We start from the raw sequence: 14,194 nt of genomic DNA on the forward strand, positions 1-14,194 counted from the left end.
CGATAGGCACGGCAAGTTGTCAGGCCGATCGGAGAGGTGAGACTCCGGTACGGGCGCGGAACTCCGGTACGGGCGCGCGGACGATCGGTGGTCGCCGAAAGCGCGGGCGATCTCACCGGAGAGGTGGTTCCCGCCGTTTCCCGCACGACGACCAGAACGGACAGCCCGTGCTGCGCTCGCCGACCGCCTACGACCACCAACCCCTGGGACCGATCGTCCAGTGGCGTTTCAAGGCGAGCATCTGCCCGCGCGCCCGGCCGATCGCCGCGGCGCCCCGGGAACTCCCGGCGACGTACGTCCGGATGGTCACGCACGCGCTTCGCCGGGAGTCCTAGGGCGCCGTGACCCGCAGGTCGTCGAGGGTCGCGGTGCTCGAGTGCATGCGGAGACCGACCTTGCCGGTCGTCAGCTCGGTGGCGGGGGCGGTCCAGGTGAGCACCTGGTTCCCGTCGACGAAGCCGGTGACGGTCGAGCCGGACACGGTCGCCTTGAGCGTGCGGAACACGCCGGGAGTGATCGGGACGGAGGCGCCGGCGACCTGTGTCAGGGTACCGCCGACCTTCCTGTACAGGTCGGCGGTGTCGGTTCCGTCGTTGAGGCGGAACAGGTAGAAGTTGGCGGCGTCGGCGTACCGGAGGACCAGGCCCGCGTTGGCGCTCGCGTTGTCCAGCCGGACCCGTCCCTGGACGGTGTAGTCGGTCCAGCCGGCGGAGCCGGTGACGGAGAGGCTCTCCGCGGCGGCGGTGGAGGTCTGGGAGTACGCGCCGTTCGCGACCGACCACGAACCGCCGGTGCTCGTCCAGCCCGCCGCGTCGCCGTCGCCGAAGTCGTCCGACAGCAGGGTGGTGGCGGGCGCCGCGGCCGACTCGTGCGCGCCCCGGTCGGGAGAGCCCTGGTAGAGCGCGGTTCCGAAGAAGTCCTGAGCGCCGGGTGAGGAGACCGCGACACCGCTGTCGATCCCGGGCGAGCCCGGCTGGAGTTTGTAGGCGCCCGCGGAGGCCAGTCCCGACGCGCCGCCCGCCGCGACGAACCGCGGGCTGGCGATGATCTTGTATGGGTCGTTGGGCTGGGCGGCGTTGGTGCCCGAGTAGAGGTTGTGGTCGTAGGTGACGTTGCCGCTGATGCTGTAGGCCCCGCTCCCCTGGTTGACGAAGATGTTGTTCGTGTAGGCCACCTTGCCGGTCGACGTCCCGGTCATCTGGCCCGTCTGCCCGGCCGAGCGGTAGAAGACGTTGTTGTGGACCTTCAGGTCGCCCGACCCGCTGACCAGGTGGAACACTCCGACGCTGCGGTCCAGGTCGTTCTGGGAGATGTTGTAGCGGAACACGTTGTCGTCGGTCTGGTCCATGACGAGCAGCGTGCCGCCCTCGTTGTCCTGGCTGTAGTTGTACTGGTAGACGCTGCGGTAGACCCGCTGGTCGAAGTCCCAGGGCTGGCCGTCGCCGTCGAGCCTGCGGGTGCGGAAGGCCTGGTTGAACTGGAAGACCGCGTCGGTCGTGGCGTACATCCACTGCGCGGCGACGACCGCGATGTCGTCGAGGTAGGGCAGGGTCGAGGTGGTGGACTCGCCGATCCGGTCGGTGGTGTTGCGCTCGACGAGCGGGGCCAGCCCGGACCGGACGAGGATCCCGTCGCGGTGGATCCGGGTGACGGTGTTGCCGCGGATCACCAGGTCGCGGAAGGCGTCGAGGTCGTGCGCCCACGTGGTGTTGAGCAGCGCGTCGGTCATGGTCTGGATGCCGGTGTCGGCGACGTTGTCGACGGTGTTGCCCTCGATGAGCACGTCCGTCCAGGTGCTCTCAAGCCCGGTGGAGGTCCCGCGGGCGTGGAAGTTGATCCCGCCGGTCCGCCGGTCGGTGCCGAACACGTCGTGGATGTAGGTGTTCTTGACGTGGATGTGGGTGAAGTCCCCCGCGCCGGCGCCCTCGCCGACGACGAGGACTCCGCTGCGCCGCCGGTCGGTGGGCTGCTGTCCGCTGGTGATCTCGAGCCCGCCGATCTCCCAGTGCGAGACGTTCTTCAGCCGCACCCCGAAGCCCTCTCCGTCGACGGCCGTGTCGGCGAAGTCGATGCGAGGCTTCGCGCCGGTGCCGTACTGGCCGAGGACGATCGGCGCCCCGGCCGCACCCGAGCCGTGCAGGTCGAGGTACTGGCCGGTCCAGACACCGCCGGACCTGAGCAGGACGCTGTCGCCCGGACCGAAGGTCTGGGCGTTGACCTTGCCGAGCGTCTTCCAGGCGGCCGAGGGCGAGGTCCCGGCCGCGCCGTCGGAGCCGCCGGTCGCGTCGACGTAGTAGGCGGTCCCGGCGGCGGCGCCGGTGCCGGTGCCGTGGACGTTCCCGGTCACGTCGACGACGGCGCCGTGGACGGTCCCGGCCGTGCCGGCGCCGGCGTGGTGGACGGTCCCGGCCGCGTGGGCGGGCCGGGGCAGGAGCAGGGCGGCGGCGAGCGCCAGGACGACTGCGGCTTCGGGGAGCCCCACACTGATACCTCTGATTCGTATTAGTAATACTTGACCTGCAGAAACATGAGCTCCCCCGATTCGTAACGGGAAGATAATCCGCAGCCTTCACGATCGTCAAGAGCAGATTTCCGGCACGTTTCAAGATTCTTTCGCCAAGAGTGTTGACAGCGCCCCGTCCGACTTGCAACGGTTTCGCCAATACGAATCAGCCAGCCACCCTCTCCTGGCTGTTCCCCCTCAACTGATACGAATCAGGAGATCGCGATGGACGGAGTGCGGCGCCGGGCCCGTCAGGCCGACGTGGCCAAGCTCGCGGGCGTCTCCCAGGCGACGGTCTCCGCGGTCATCAACGGCCGGGGTCCGGAGACCGGGATCCCGGAGCAGACCGTCCAGCGCGTCCTGGAGGCGGTGCGCCAGCTCGGCTACGTCGCCAACCCGGCGGCCCGCAGCCTGCGCGGGAAGCGCAACCGGCTGCTCGGGGTCTACACCTTCGAGTCGATCTTCCCGCTCGACCAGCTGGACTTCTACCACGAGTTCCTGGTCGGCATCGAGCAGCAGGCCGTCGCGGACGGCTACGACCTGGTGCTGTTCGCCTCCACCGAGGATCTCGACGGCCGCCGCCGGGTCTACAGCGACGGGGTGAACCGGCTCGCGCTCGCCGACGGCAGCGTGCTGCTCGGCGTCGAGCCCGGCTCCACCGAGCTGGCCAGACTCGCCGCCGAGGGATACCCCTTCGTTCACATAGGGCGCAGGACCGTGCCCGGCACCGAGATAGCCTGGGTCGGCGCCGACTACGCCAGCGCCACCAGGGACACCGTCGGCAGGCTCGCCGCGCTGGGCCACCGGCGCATCGCCTACGTCACGGGACCGGACCGGATGGAGGTCTTCCTCGACAAGGAGGCCGGCTACCGGGCCGGCTGCGCCGACGCGGGGCTGCCCGAGCTGATGTACGTCACGTCGCAGCTCGACCCCGCCTGGGTCGACGCCGCGCACGCCGGCGGCGTCACCGCCGTCCTGGCCGAGAACGAGCCCCTGGCCAGGCAGCTCGTCGCCGCGCTGGGCGAGCGCGGCCTGGCCGCTCCCGCGGACATGTCGGTGGTCGTCCTGGTGACGATGACCGAGAGCGGCTGGAGCAGCCTGCGGATCCCCCGCAACGAGATGGGCCGGGGCGCGGTGAAGATGCTCACCCGGATCCTGGCCGGTTCCGACGCCCCCGGCGACCACCAGCGGTTGCTGCCCTGCGGCCTCCCCGACGATCACATGATCGGCCCGCCCAGAGCCTGACCGCAGATCACATGATCATTCCCCCCGGAGCCTGACCACAATCGAACATTCCCAGCTCCCGGCGATCCAGCGCCGGGAGCCGGCCTCCCACACCTCGAAACCCCCCATACTCCGAAACAGGAGAAAATCATGATCACCAACCGGTGGACAGCCGTCGGCAGACGCGGATTCCTCGCCGTCGCGGTCGGCGCGGGCGTTCTTCTCGCCGCGACGGCCTGCGGGACGGGCGGCGGCAGCGGGAGCGGCGGCGGCGGGGACACGGCCGGCACGCTGACCGTCTGGTTCCCCGGCAACTCCGCCCCGGAGATCGAGCTCGTCACCAAGAAGCTGGTGCCCGAGTTCGAGTCCGCCAACAAGACGAGGGTCCAGGTGACCTTCGTCGACTGGGCCCAGATGTCGCCCAAGCTCAACGCCGGTTTCGCCGGCAACAACGCCCCCGACGTGTTCGGCCACGGTCCGGCCGCCGCCGCGGGCTTCGCCGCGGCCAAGCGGATCGAGCCGCTCGACGCCCGGATCGCCGCCCTGCCCGAGGCGGACAGGACCGACCTCGCGCCCTATCTGGCGAGCGGCCAGGTGGCCGGCGGGCAGTACCTGATCCCGCTGGGCGGCAGCGGCGTCCTCGTCGCCTACCGCAAGGACCTGCTCGGCAAGGCCGGTGTCACCGAGCCGGCCACCTGGACGGAGGCCGCCGAGGCGGCGAGGAAGCTGACCGTACGCGACGGTGGAGCGATCCAGCAGGCGGGCCTGATGCTTCAGTCCGCCAAGATCCAGCGGGTGCAGAGCTTCCAGGGGCTGATCGGGTCGGAGGGCGGCGAGCTGCTGTCGGCCGACGGCAAGGAGGTCACCTGGAACTCGCCCGAGGGAGTGAAGGCGCTGGAGTACTTCGCCGGGCTCTACGGCGGCGACGGCAAGGTCAGCGACCAGCTCGGCCTCGACTTCGCCAACCAGCCCGCCGGGCAGAACCCGCTCGCCACCGGCAAGGCGGCGATGGTCACCGCGACCACCGGGCAGATACTCCAGATGGTCAAGGCCGTGCCCGACCTCGCCTCGAAGATCGGGGTGCTGCCCCCGCTGAAGGCCGTCGACGCCAAGACCTTCGGCGGGGCGACCACCGGCCTGTTCGTCAACGCCGACTCGGCGAAGAAGGACCTCGCCTGGAAGTTCGTCGAGTTCATGGTCTCCAAGGGCGTGAACGAGCGCTACGCCGAGGCCGTCGGCGGGCTGCCGGTGCGCGCCTCGGCCGCCCAGGGCGCCTACGTCACCGGGCAGCCGCTGCTGAAGCCGTTCATCGACGCCGCCCCCGCCTACGTGGGCAGCCCCAACGTCCCGGCCTGGGTGCAGGTCCGTGACGTGCTCGACAAGCACCTGGAGGAGGCGCTCGCCGGGAAGGCGACCGCGAAGCAGGCGCTGGACGACGCGGCGGCCGAGGCCGGGCCGCTGCTCGCGGCCCAGTGACGGTGACCCAGTGATGGCACTCCTCACCAAACACGGCAAGACCCGGCCCGCGGCGCCGCCGCCGCGGGCCGGGTCCCGCGGGAGAGGCCCGACCGGCCGCCGCAAGCTCGTCGGACTCGCCTTCACCGCCCCGGTCCTCGCCTACATGGCGGTCTTCCAGCTGTTCCCCGTGCTGTACGGGTTCTACCTGAGCTTCACCGGCTACAGCCCGCTCGACCGGGGCGCGCCCCGCCTGGTCGGCACCGACAACTACACGGCGCTGCTCGGCTCGGCGGACTTCCTGAAGTCCCTGCGGGTGACCGCCCAGTTCGTCGCGGAGGTGCTGCCGTTCGCGGTCGGCATCGCGCTCGGTCTGGCGTTGCTGGCCAACCGGAGGATGCCCGGCATCGGGCTGTTCCGGGCCGGGCTGTTCCTGCCCCGCATCGTCCCGCTGACGGCCGTCAGCCTGGTGTGGCTGTGGATGTACTCCCCCGACGGCTGGTTCAACGACCTCGCGGGCTCGCTCGGCCTCGATCCGCGCGACTGGCTCCTCGACGAGGACACCGCCCTGCACTCGGTCGCGGCCATGCGGGTGTGGAAGGCCCTCGGCGGCAACATGGTGCTGTTCCTGGCCGGGCTCCAGGCGATCCCGGCCACCCTGTACGAGGCCGCGAAGATGGACGGCGCGGGCGCCTGGGCCAGGTTCCGGCACGTGACGCTGCCCGGCCTGCGGCCGGTCATGGTCTACGTGATCACGATCAACATCGTCTACCTGTCGCAGTCGTTCGCCGAGATCTTCATCCTCACCGGCGGCGGGCCGCTCGGCTCGACGACGACCACCAACTACCTGATCTACCAGGAGGCGTTCCAGAACAACCGGTTCGGCTCCGCCAGCGCCATGGCCTTCGTGCTGTTCGCGGCGATCTTCGCCTTCGCGCTCGTCGCGATGCGCGGGAACGGGCGGAAGTGATGCGGAGACCAGGATCCGTCCTCGCGCTGGTCATCGCCACGCTGCTGGTGCTCGTGCCGTTCTGGTGGATGGTCTCGATCGCCTTCAAGCCCGAGTCCGAGGTGTTCTCGGCCGAGCCGCGGCTGCTGCCGCAGAACCCGGTCCTCGACAACTTCTCGACCGCCCTGGACGCGGGCAACCTCGGTACGGCGATGACGAACTCGCTGATCGTCGCCCTGCTGGTCGTCCTCGCCAACTGCGTGTTCGCGCTGTCGGCCGGGTACGCCTTCGCCAAACTCCCCTACCGGGGAAGCAACGCGATCTTCATGACGATCGTCGCGACCACGATGGTGCCGGTGGCGGTGACCCTCATCCCGCTGTTCCTGATCGCGAAGGGGATCCCGCTGGCGGGCGGGAACGACATCACCGGGCAGGGCGGTTCCGGGCTGCTCGACTCGCTGGCCGGGCTGACCCTGCCGCACCTGATCGGGCCGCTCAACGTCTTCCTCGCCCGGCAGTACTTCCTCGGGCTCCCCGACGAGCTGGGCGAGGCCGCCCGGGTCGACGGCGCGAGCGAGTTCAGGCTCTTCTGGAAGATCTATCTGCCGCTGGCGAGGCCCCTGGTCGCGACCGTCGCGGTGTTCGCCTTCACCGCCGTCTGGGACGACTTCCTCTGGCCGCTCGTCGTGACGAGCTCGCCCGGGACGCAGACCGTCCAGCTGGCGCTGAGCAAGTTCCTGACCGGCGGAAACGTCGCCTACGGGCCCGCCATGGCCGGCTCGGTGCTGGTGCTGCTGCCGATCCTGGCCGTCTTCGTCCTCAACCAACGCAGTTTCGTCGCCGGCCTGTCCGAGGGCGGCGTGAAGGGATGATCATGCAGGAGACGCACACGCCGGTGCTGGTGGTCGGAGGGGGCCTCGGCGGTGTCGCCGCGACGCTGACCGCCGCGAGGCTCGGCCGGCGGGTGGTGCTCACCGAGGAGACCGACTGGCTGGGCGGCCAGCTGACCAGCCAGGCGGTCCCGCCGGACGAGAACCCGTGGATCGAGTCGCGGTACGCCTCGTCGAGCTACCGCAGGCTGCGACAGGGCATCCGCGATCACTACCGCCGCAACTACCCGCTCCGCGCCTCGGTGGCCGCGCAGCGCCTGCTCAATCCGGGGCTCGGCGTGGTCAGCGGGCTGTGCCACGAGCCGCGGGCGGCGCTGGCCGTGATCGACGAGATGCTCGCGCCGTACCGGACCGCCGGGCTGGTCACCGTCCTGCTGCGGCACACGCCCGTGGCGGTCGAGGTGACGGGCGACCGGGTCGAGGCGGTCACCTTCACCCGGCCCGACGGGACCGAGCTGGTCGTGGCGGCCGACTACGTCGTGGACGCCACCGAGCTCGGCGACCTGCTCCCCATGGCCGGGGTCGAGCACGTGGTGGGCGCGGAGGGCGTCGCCGACACCGGGGAGCCGCACGCCGCTCCCGTGGCGAACCCCCTCGACCAGCAGGCCGTCAGCTGGTGCTTCCCGCTGGAGTACCGGCCGGGCGAGGACCACACGATCGACCGCCCGGCGGGCTACGACCACTGGAGCACCCACCGGGCCCCGTTCTGGCCGGGACCCCAGCTGTCGTGGACGGACGTGGAGCCGATCGACCTGTCGGTGCGTTCGCGCGGCCTGTTCCACGACAACGGGCACATCCCTGGAAAGCATGACCTGTGGCACTTCCGCCGGATCGTGGCCGCGGAGCAGTACGAGCCCGGCACCATCTCGCACGACGTCACCCTGGTCAACTGGCCGCAGATCGACTACTGGGACCAGCCGCTGATCGGTCCCGGGGCGGACCGGGAGGGCGCGCTGGCGGGTGCCCGCGACCTGTCACTGTCGTTCCTGTACTGGATGCAGACCGAGGCCGGATACCCGGGCCTGCGACTACGTCCCGACCTCGTCGGGACCGAGGACGGCCTGGCCAAGGCGGTGTACGTCCGGGAGTCGCGGCGGATCAAGGCCGAGTTCACCGTGCTGGAGCAGCACGTCGGGGTGGAGGCGCGCGGCCCGCTCACCGGGTCCGAGGTGTTCGCCGACTCGGTCGGTATCGGCTCCTACCGGATCGACCTGCACCCCAGCACGTCCGGCCGCACCTACGTGGACGTCGACTGCTACCCCTTCCAGATCCCGCTCGGCGCGCTGCTGCCCCAGCGCGTCGACAACCTGCTGCCCGCCAACAAGAACATCGGCACCACCCACGTCACCAACGGCTGCTACCGGCTCCACCCCGTCGAGTGGAGCATCGGCGAGGCCGTGGGCGCGCTCGCCGTCCAGGCCCTCGCCGCCGACCTGCCGCCGCGCAAGATCCGCGCCGATCCGGCCCGGCTCGCCGACTTCCAGCGGACGCTCACCGGCACCCTCGGCGTCACCCTCGCCTGGTCGCAGGAGATCAGGACCACCCCGTGCGGCCGCCAGCCCGCCGTACCCCAGCTCGTGGAGGACTGACATGACCGCAGCGACCGGCCCGGCCTTTCCCGCCGGGTTCGTCTGGGGCGCCGCCTCCGCCGCCTACCAGATCGAGGGCGCCGCCCGTGAGGACGGGCGCGGGCCGTCGATCTGGGACACCTTCTCCCGGACGCCGGGACGGGTGGTCTCCGGGCACACCGGCGACGTCGCCTGCGACCACTACCACCGTCACGTGGACGACGTCGAGCTCATGAAGTCGCTCGGCCTGGCCGCCTACCGGTTCTCCGTCGCCTGGCCGCGGATCCAGCCGGACGGCTCGGGCCCGGTCAACCCGCGCGGTCTCGACTTCTACGACCGCCTCGTCGACTCCCTGCTCGCCGCGGGCATCGACCCGTACGTGACGCTCTACCACTGGGACCTGCCCCAGGCGCTGGAGGACCGGGGCGGCTGGGCGGCCCGCGACACCGCGTACCGCTTCGCCGACTACGCCACGGCCGTGCACGCCCGGCTCGGCGACCGCGTCCGCACCTGGACGACGCTCAACGAACCCTGGGTCGCGGCCTTCCTCGGGTACGGCAGCGGCGTCCACGCCCCCGGCAGGACCGACGCGGGCGACGCCTTCCGCGCCGCCCACCACCTGCTGCTCGCGCACGGCCTCGGCGCCCGGGCGCTGCGCGAGGCCGGTGCCGGCGAGCTGGCCCTGACGCTCAATCTCTCGCCCGTCATCGGCGATCCGGCCGCGGCCGAACGCGTCGACCTGCTGCTCAACCGCCAGTTCCTCGACCCGGCCCTGTGCGGGGAGATGCCCGAGGACCTCCTGAAGATCATCGATCGGCACGCGGGCCTCGACCACCTGCGCGACGGCGATCTCACACTGATCCACCAGCCGATCGACCTGCTCGGCATCAACTACTACTGCCCCCAGTACGTCGCCGACGCCCCCGGCACCCCCGCCGACCCCGCCTGGCCGGGCAGCGAGGACGTCTCCTTCGTCCACCCCGGCGGCCCCAGCACCGCGATGGGCTGGCCCATCGACCCGGCGGGCCTCACCACCCTGCTGACCCGCCTGTCCCGCGACCACCCCTCCGTGGGCCTGCTCATCACCGAGAACGGCGCGGCCTTCGACGACGACGCCCCCTCGGGTGACCGGGTCGCCGACCCGGACCGCGTCGCCTACCTCGACTCCCACCTCAGGGCGGCCCACGCCGCGCTGGCCGAGGGCGTGGACCTGCGCGGCTATCTCGTCTGGTCCATCCTCGACAACTTCGAATGGGCCGAGGGCTACCACAAGCGCTTCGGCATCGTCCACGTCGACTTCACCACCCAACGGCGCCTGCCGAAGGACAGCGCCCTCTGGTACCGCGATCTCGTCACCACCGGGGTGATCCCCGGCTGACCTCCGGTCCGGCCGTCCGGGTCCCGGCGGCCGGCGGCGAGAAGCGGCACAAGACGCACGAGCGGCTATCCGGGACGCATGAGCAGCGCGAACAGCTGCTCCAGCGTCCGAGCCAGCGTTCTCTCGTCGGCGCCGTCCAGAGCGGTGCTGCCGATCACCGTACGCATCAGCCAGAAGCCCGCGACGACCGAGAGGACCATGGCCGCGCGGTCCGTGCCGCGCAGTTCCGGGGCGAGGTCGAGCAGGTGGGCCTCGACGTGGTTCTCGATGCCGACCCGCAGGATCTTCGCGGCGCGGGGGTTGGGCGCCGAGCGCAGCATGAGCAGGAACGGGTCGAGGCCCTCGGCGTGCGGGGCGGTGCGGCGGACCAGGGCGGCGGCCACGTCGCGGGCGAGGGTGGCCGGATCGTCGGTGAGGACGGTGCGGTCGGCCATGGACGCCTCCACCACCTCGGCGAAGAGCCCTTCCTTGGAACCGAAGTAGCGGTTGACCAGCATCGCCGTGACGATCGGCGACCTCGCCACGGACGAGGGCGCCGACGCGGTGGCCGCCACCGCCGGCGAGGTCGACATCCTGGTCAACAACGCCGTCGCGTACCTGGCCGGCCCGTACGCCGACTACGTCAGCGGTGCCACGCTCCGCGTGGACGGTGGTACGGTCCGCTCGGTGATCTGACAGGTACCCGGAAGGCCCTCCTTCCCGTGTCGGCCCGTGACGACATGTCCATCGGTTCCACAGCCCGAGGAAAGGCCGGCACATGAAAATCGTCCTCGACGACCTCTCCGGTCCGGAGATCGCCGGGTTTCTCGACGAGCACGTCCAGGAGATGCGATCCACCACGCCCCTGGAGAGCAAGCACGCCCTTGACCTGGACGGGCTTCGCAGGCCCGAGATCACGTTCTGGTCGGTCATGGACGGTGACAGCCTGGTGGGCTGCGGTGCGATCAAGAGGCTGGACACGGACCACGCCGAGGTGAAGTCGATGCGCACCGCGCCGGCGCGCAAGCGGAGCGGGACCGCGTCCCTGCTGCTGGAGCACATCATCATCGAGGCGAGACGCATGGGGTTCACCCGGCTGAGCCTCGAGACCGGCGCGACCGAGTTCTTCCTGCCCGCCCGGAAGCTGTACGAGAAGTTCGGGTTCGATTACTGCGAACCGTTCGCGGATTACCGGCCCGACCCGTACAGCGTGTTCATGACGAAGACGCTTTGAAAGATCTTGATCTACGGGACCCGACGACTGCCCGGTGACGGCTGTGAAACCCGTCCCGTCCTGTCCGAGTCGCCGAGGGCGGAACCGCGCGGGCGCGGGCTCATGCACGCACGGATCGCGATAAGCGCGAAGACCCGGGGTTGTCACAGGATCCAGAAAGCGTGAAGAAAACCCTCAGGGTGCGAAATCGCCGAAGTCGCATCAAGAAGGAAGTCATATTAAGAAGGGAGCCAGGACGGCCACCAGGGCGGTTCGCAGTCACCTGTGATCCCTTCGGTGGCCACGTCGTAAACGATCATAACCGTTGGCCCGACGATCGAGACCATGGCGGCCAGAAGCATCAGAGTCGCCTTCAGCCGGTCGTGTTTCGCGAACCAGGGCAGGCGGGCGAGCAGAATGACCGGCAGCGAGGCGAGCAGGAAGACACCGGAAAGGACGGGAAAGACAACGAACCGGCTCGCCGCCCACATCAAGCCGGCCAAACTCTCTCCGGCACTTGAATCACCAAGACAGTAACCTTGCGTCCTGGCCACCAGCGCGATGTCCAGACAGGTTCCCGATGTCGCGCACGCCAACGCGATAAACGCCGATATCCCACAGCCCGTGGCCCAGAGCACATCACTCGCCCCCGGGGCGTCTCGCTCAGTCACGGCGCAATCAAAACAGACGCCCATGCTCGTTGAGCGCAGGGAATGTGAGGATACGGTGCAGATCCCCCTCAGCCGTCTCTCACGAATGTTCTGCGCGCCTGGCCGGGCACGAGTCCGAGAAGCCGACCTGCCGAGCCTCACCTGGGCGACGCCCGCACTCCACGGAGGCGACCGGGTTTCCGGCATCCGCATATCCCGTCCGGGAAGGGGTGAATCACGCCTCGCGACGTGAGAGGCAGAGTCCTCCCGCCCCCGGTGCCGCGACCATATGGAACGCCAGGACCGCCGCGGTCGCGGGAGACGACAGCAGGTACGCCGACTCGGCACCCGGCCCGCGCCGGCGAGCCCGCAGGCGACTCACCGGCCGCCACCACTCGGTCTCACGATGTGAAAACGCTTCGTCTCCGCCCTATAACCTTACAGGTTACGGAATACGGACCCTCGTCACAGGATGTCCCTGCACCCGGAAGAAACGAACGGGCCGAAGGAATGACGAACCGAAGCCCGCCGGTGCGGAATGGCCATTCACCACCCATCACCGAACCCCAAAGGGAAGCGATCTTGGTGACGAAACGACGTACGATCAGCGTGCTGCTGGCGACGGCCGCGGCCGCGGCGATGAGCATTGCCACCCCGGCCCAAGCCAACGCCCTCGCGTGGGAATGCGCGTCGGGATATTCCTGCTACTACGACAGCGCCAACGGAGTGAACAGGATCTGGATCGCGCCCAGCGGCGGCAAGTGCTTCGACCTGGGGACGATGGGCCTCAACGACCGGGTCTCCTCCGTTTACAACAGGGGCAACGGAGCGGTCCATCTCTACAACTGGCTGGGCTACTGGGACTATCTGGAGTCGGTCCCCAGGGGCTCGACAAGAAACCTGGGCTCGGCCAGCAACAACAAGGTGGACCGGGTCTGCGTCGACGCCTAGTGTCCTGCGCCGGAAACTCACCGGCGATGTCGGGCCAGTGATTCGAGGATCCCTTCGGCGGTCTCCCACGCGAACGGCCGAGGGTTGTCATTCCACTGGCTGATCCAGGCGCGGACGTCCTTTTCCAGGGCTTCGACGCTCTTGTGGGCTCCGCGCCTGATCAGCTGATCGGTGTCGACGCGTCACCCGCCGACGCCGCGAGCAACGAGCCGTCGCCGCCGGCGGCCGCTCCATCGGCTGGCGGCCTCTCTCCACTCCGCCACCCGCTCCCTCGGCGGGTGGCTTCTCTCCACCCCGGCGCCCGCCCCATCGACCTCGGCCCCGGCCGTTGCGACAATCGCCTTGGCCCCGGACGCGGGAAACGCAACCACGTCCGCCGGCTCGAGGCTCTCGGCTACCGGATCGCCCCGGAATCCACAGCCTGATCGGCTTGATCAACCTGGCCATCGTCTCGAGCCGGGCGAGCTGCTCATCGTCCAGGGGCGGCGGCGTCTCGCCGTCCCTGGCAGGCGTCGCATGGTCGACGAAGACCTGCTCGGGCCCGGGCGGAGTGAACATGAAGAGCATCCTCACGGCGTGCATGCGCTTGTTCTGGAAGCTGTGGCGGAGGCCCCGCGGAACGTGGACGCAGTCGCCCGCGACGGCGGTGAACCGGTGGTCGCCGTCCAGGAACTCCAGCTCGCCGTCGAGCATGTAGAAGGTCTCCTCCTGCTCGGGGTGGGCCACCCCACCGTCCCGCCCCAGGTCGAGTACGACCTCACCGACGCCGGGCGGGAAGCTGCCGGCCATCATCGGCCGGGTCGCGCGCTGGACCGACAAGCACCTCGAGGCCATCCACAACGCCCGGGCGGCATGCCGTGGCCGATGAGCAGGCATTTTTTGACAGATTGAAACTGGATGTCTAATGTCCAGGTTGTGCGAACGGGCAAGGGTGTCGAGTGGGCGATGCATACGCTGCTCAATCTGGCATGGCTGGGGGACGGCGAGCCGGTGGCGACCGCGCAGCTGGCCGCCGGTCACAACCTGTCGGCGTCCTACCTGAACAAGCAGCTTCAGCAACTGGTCAAGGGGGGCCTGCTGGAGTCCGTTCCAGGTGCGCGGGGCGGCTTTCGCCTGGCCCGCCCCCTGGCGGCGGTGTCGGTGCTGGATGTGGTCCTCGCCGTTGAGGGGGATGCGCCGCTCTTCCGCTGCACCGAGATCCGCCGGTGCGGCACCATCGGTGAGCGATGCCCCGAGGCCGGATTTGCCCAGCCGTGTGCGGTGAAGACCGCCATGGGGCGAGCCGAAGCAGCCTGGCGGCAGACACTGGCCGAGCAGAGTCTCGCCGACGTGCAGGCCGCGGCCGAAGAACACGCTCCCACCGTGGGGGCACATGTTCGCCAGGCGCTCGGGCACGACTGACCCTTTTCCCACGCGACGTGATCGCGCGATCTT

At 69.8% G+C, this 14,194-nt stretch carries 15 protein-coding genes; 11 read left to right on the plus strand and 4 right to left on the minus strand.

The window, feature by feature from the left end; all coding sequences use genetic code 11:
- Positions 1-167 precede the first annotated feature (167 nt).
- Positions 168-335 (plus strand): hypothetical protein, encoded by a 168-nt coding sequence (locus ACVCAG_RS09865; protein WP_447189753.1) that lies wholly within the window; start codon positions 168-170, stop codon positions 333-335.
- Here ACVCAG_RS09865 and ACVCAG_RS09870 read toward each other — a convergent pair.
- Positions 332-2,482 carry a family 16 glycoside hydrolase gene (locus ACVCAG_RS09870; protein ID WP_447189754.1) on the minus strand — a complete coding sequence of 717 codons (2,151 nt, stop codon included), beginning with the start codon at positions 2,480-2,482 and terminating at the stop codon, positions 332-334. The genes ACVCAG_RS09865 and ACVCAG_RS09870 overlap by 4 nt on opposite strands.
- Positions 2,483-2,728: 246 nt before the next feature.
- Between ACVCAG_RS09870 and ACVCAG_RS09875 the strand changes: the two genes are divergently transcribed.
- The 6 genes from ACVCAG_RS09875 to ACVCAG_RS09900 all read left to right on the plus strand — a co-directional run bounded on the left by ACVCAG_RS09875 (position 2,729) and on the right by ACVCAG_RS09900 (position 9,967).
- On the plus strand, positions 2,729-3,748 hold the full coding sequence (locus tag ACVCAG_RS09875) for a substrate-binding domain-containing protein (RefSeq protein ID WP_440085071.1): 1,020 nt from the start codon (positions 2,729-2,731) through the stop codon (positions 3,746-3,748).
- 129 nt (positions 3,749-3,877) lie between these two features.
- Positions 3,878-5,203, plus strand: coding sequence for an extracellular solute-binding protein (locus ACVCAG_RS09880; protein ID WP_440085072.1), 1,326 nt, complete (start codon positions 3,878-3,880; stop codon positions 5,201-5,203).
- A 13-nt stretch (positions 5,204-5,216) separates the two neighbouring features.
- Positions 5,217-6,152, plus strand: a complete 936-nt coding sequence (locus ACVCAG_RS09885) for a carbohydrate ABC transporter permease (RefSeq protein ID WP_447189755.1) — start codon at positions 5,217-5,219, stop codon at positions 6,150-6,152.
- Positions 6,152-7,003, plus strand: a complete 852-nt coding sequence (locus ACVCAG_RS09890) for an ABC transporter permease subunit (RefSeq protein ID WP_440085074.1) — start codon at positions 6,152-6,154, stop codon at positions 7,001-7,003. Before ACVCAG_RS09885 ends, ACVCAG_RS09890 begins: the two co-directional genes overlap by 1 nt.
- A 2-nt stretch (positions 7,004-7,005) precedes the next feature.
- Positions 7,006-8,610: an FAD-dependent oxidoreductase gene (locus ACVCAG_RS09895; RefSeq protein WP_447189756.1), complete on the plus strand. Its 1,605-nt coding sequence runs from the start codon at positions 7,006-7,008 to the stop codon at positions 8,608-8,610.
- Between the two features lies 1 nt (position 8,611).
- The gene (locus ACVCAG_RS09900; protein ID WP_440085076.1) at positions 8,612-9,967 is read left to right on the plus strand and encodes a GH1 family beta-glucosidase; all 1,356 of its coding nucleotides are present in this window, start codon (positions 8,612-8,614) and stop codon (positions 9,965-9,967) included.
- Positions 9,968-10,032: 65 nt separating this feature from the next.
- Here the strand turns inward: ACVCAG_RS09900 and ACVCAG_RS09905 are convergent, their stop codons facing one another.
- Positions 10,033-10,464 carry a TetR/AcrR family transcriptional regulator gene (locus tag ACVCAG_RS09905; RefSeq protein ID WP_447189757.1) on the minus strand — a complete coding sequence of 144 codons (432 nt, stop codon included), beginning with the start codon at positions 10,462-10,464 and terminating at the stop codon, positions 10,033-10,035.
- Between ACVCAG_RS09905 and ACVCAG_RS09910 the strand changes: the two genes are divergently transcribed.
- Positions 10,454-10,642, plus strand: coding sequence for a hypothetical protein (locus ACVCAG_RS09910; RefSeq protein ID WP_440085078.1), 189 nt, complete (start codon positions 10,454-10,456; stop codon positions 10,640-10,642). The two genes, ACVCAG_RS09905 and ACVCAG_RS09910, sit on opposite strands and share 11 nt — an antisense overlap.
- Before the next feature lie 82 nt (positions 10,643-10,724).
- A complete protein-coding gene (locus ACVCAG_RS09915; protein ID WP_440085079.1) occupies positions 10,725-11,180 on the plus strand; it encodes a GNAT family N-acetyltransferase in 456 nt (151 codons plus the stop codon).
- A 218-nt stretch (positions 11,181-11,398) separates the two neighbouring features.
- On the opposite strand, the gene ACVCAG_RS09920 is transcribed toward ACVCAG_RS09915, so the two are convergent.
- Positions 11,399-11,830 (minus strand): hypothetical protein, encoded by a 432-nt coding sequence (locus ACVCAG_RS09920; RefSeq protein WP_440085080.1) that lies wholly within the window; start codon positions 11,828-11,830, stop codon positions 11,399-11,401.
- Between the two features lie 564 nt (positions 11,831-12,394).
- Between ACVCAG_RS09920 and ACVCAG_RS09925 the strand changes: the two genes are divergently transcribed.
- Positions 12,395-12,760, plus strand: coding sequence for a peptidase inhibitor family I36 protein (locus ACVCAG_RS09925; RefSeq protein WP_440085081.1), 366 nt, complete (start codon positions 12,395-12,397; stop codon positions 12,758-12,760).
- Between the two features lie 87 nt (positions 12,761-12,847).
- Here the strand turns inward: ACVCAG_RS09925 and ACVCAG_RS09930 are convergent, their stop codons facing one another.
- A complete protein-coding gene (locus ACVCAG_RS09930; RefSeq protein ID WP_440085082.1) occupies positions 12,848-13,711 on the minus strand; it encodes a cupin domain-containing protein in 864 nt (287 codons plus the stop codon).
- Between ACVCAG_RS09930 and ACVCAG_RS09935 the strand changes: the two genes are divergently transcribed.
- The gene (locus ACVCAG_RS09935) at positions 13,676-14,161 is read left to right on the plus strand and encodes an Rrf2 family transcriptional regulator (RefSeq protein WP_440085083.1); all 486 of its coding nucleotides are present in this window, start codon (positions 13,676-13,678) and stop codon (positions 14,159-14,161) included. The two genes, ACVCAG_RS09930 and ACVCAG_RS09935, sit on opposite strands and share 36 nt — an antisense overlap.
- The last annotated feature ends 33 nt before the right edge of the window (positions 14,162-14,194 follow it).

It is taken from the genome of Streptosporangium sp. G12, from assembly GCF_052983175.1.

Bases quoted from the DNA above. Each gene is read 5' to 3' on its own strand.
- ACVCAG_RS09905 (WP_447189757.1), bottom strand. From the start codon at position 10,464: ATGCTGGTCAACCGCTACTTCGGTTCCAAGGAAGGGCTCTTCGCCGAG.
- ACVCAG_RS09875 (WP_440085071.1), top strand. From the start codon at position 2,729: ATGGACGGAGTGCGGCGCCGGGCCCGTCAGGCCGACGTGGCCAAGCTC.
- ACVCAG_RS09915 (WP_440085079.1), top strand. From the start codon at position 10,725: ATGAAAATCGTCCTCGACGACCTCTCCGGTCCGGAGATCGCCGGGTTT.
- ACVCAG_RS09890 (WP_440085074.1), top strand. From the start codon at position 6,152: ATGCGGAGACCAGGATCCGTCCTCGCGCTGGTCATCGCCACGCTGCTG.
- ACVCAG_RS09900 (WP_440085076.1), top strand. From the start codon at position 8,612: ATGACCGCAGCGACCGGCCCGGCCTTTCCCGCCGGGTTCGTCTGGGGC.
- ACVCAG_RS09895 (WP_447189756.1), top strand. From the start codon at position 7,006: ATGCAGGAGACGCACACGCCGGTGCTGGTGGTCGGAGGGGGCCTCGGC.
- ACVCAG_RS09930 (WP_440085082.1), bottom strand. From the start codon at position 13,711: ATGCATCGCCCACTCGACACCCTTGCCCGTTCGCACAACCTGGACATT.
- ACVCAG_RS09885 (WP_447189755.1), top strand. From the start codon at position 5,217: ATGGCACTCCTCACCAAACACGGCAAGACCCGGCCCGCGGCGCCGCCG.
- ACVCAG_RS09880 (WP_440085072.1), top strand. From the start codon at position 3,878: ATGATCACCAACCGGTGGACAGCCGTCGGCAGACGCGGATTCCTCGCC.